The following is a 1,475-nucleotide window of genomic DNA, read 5'->3' on the forward strand; positions in this document are numbered from 1 at the left end:
GTGCGTGGCCACCACGCGCACCAGCCCTGGGCAGGCGCTGGGCCGGATCGCCGGGGCGGGATCGGCATGCCTGCCCGCACCGCGAGCCGCGCGCACGCCGTCGTCCGGCCGGGCGGCAGGATTCGGGGGCACATCGCGGGTCGAGCGTGGGAGCGGCAAGGAGCGAATCGACAACGGAACGGGAAAGCGGGCGCCGGGGTGCGGGCCGGTTCGGTACGGGCCTGCGCGGCTTGCGCAGGCTGCGCCGCGGCATCGGATCACCCCGCCCGATGCGGCCGGGACGTTCATTCGGCCGGCAGGTTTTCCGGCCATGCGGCGCGCGTTCGGCGCGCGGCGTTCGACGCGACGGACGCCGCACTGTGGCGCAGGCGGCTGCGGCAGCGCTGCATCGGCCCCACATCGGCCCCCGAAGGCACGCCTTCGGGCACCATTGGGCGCCGGCAAACGAGGCTGTATTATGCCTGCTTTCGCCTGGCCGAGATACGCCGCGCGCCCCGGCGCGCAGCGGGCCGGGCGCGTACGGGACGAGGGCGGAACACGGATGGGGAACGGGGCATGACGGCGTGGCTGACGGTAATCGGCATCGGCGACGACGGCTTCGCGGGCCTGGGCAAGCACGCCCGGCGCGCGTTGATCGACGCGGCCGTGATAGTGGGCGGCGAGCGTCATCTGGCGATGCTGCCGGGCTGCCTGCGCGCGCGCCGCGAACCGTGGCCGAAGCCGTTCGACGTGGCCGCGCTGCTCGCGCATCGCGGCGTGCCCGTGTGCGTGCTGGCCAGCGGCGATCCGATGTTCCACGGGGTCGGCGCGACGCTCGCGCGGCGCCTGCCGCCCGAGGAATGGCGCGTGCTGCCGGGGCCGTCGTCGGTGTCGTTCGCGGCCGCGCGGCTTGGCTGGGCGTTGCAGGATCTCGACGTGATCTCGTGCGTCGGTCGGCCGCTCGCCACGCTCGCGCGTCATCTGCATCACGGCCGCCGCCTGCTCGTGCTGAGCGCCGACGGCGCGACGCCGGCCGCGCTCGCGCGGCTCGTCGCCGAAGCCGGTTTCGGCGCCACGCGCCTGAGCGTGTTCGAACATCTGGGCGGCCCCGAGGAGCGGCGCATCGACGGCCTCGCGCAAAGCTGGCCCGCGCTGCAGGTCGCCGCGCTGAATCTGGTTGCGCTCGACTGCGTGCGCGACGCCGACGCCCCCGCGCTCGGCCTCGTGCCGGGCCTGCCCGACGACGCCTACGAACACGACGGACAACTGACCAAACGCGACATGCGCGCGATCACGCTGGCGCGGCTCGCACCGGCGCCCGGCGAGCGGCTGTGGGATGTGGGCGCGGGCTCCGGCTCGATCGGCATCGAATGGATGCGCGCGCATCCATCGTGCACGGCCATCGCGATCGAGGCCGACGACGCGCGCCGCGCGAGCATCGCGCGCAATGCCGAACGGCTCGGCGCGCCGGGCCTCGCGATCGTCGCCGGCCGCGC

The 1,475-nt window shown here is 75.0% G+C and carries 1 protein-coding gene; it reads left to right on the plus strand.

Annotated features, from left to right (window positions below):
• Positions 1-555: 555 nt before the first annotated feature.
• Positions 556-1,475 (plus strand): precorrin-6y C5,15-methyltransferase (decarboxylating) subunit CbiE (gene cbiE, locus G3N92_RS34030; RefSeq protein ID WP_206131869.1); only part of this gene is annotated, 920 nt, incomplete at its 3' end.

The sequence above is a fragment of the Burkholderia sp. Ac-20379 genome (genome assembly GCF_017104645.1).
GTDB lineage: Bacteria > Pseudomonadota > Gammaproteobacteria > Burkholderiales > Burkholderiaceae > Burkholderia.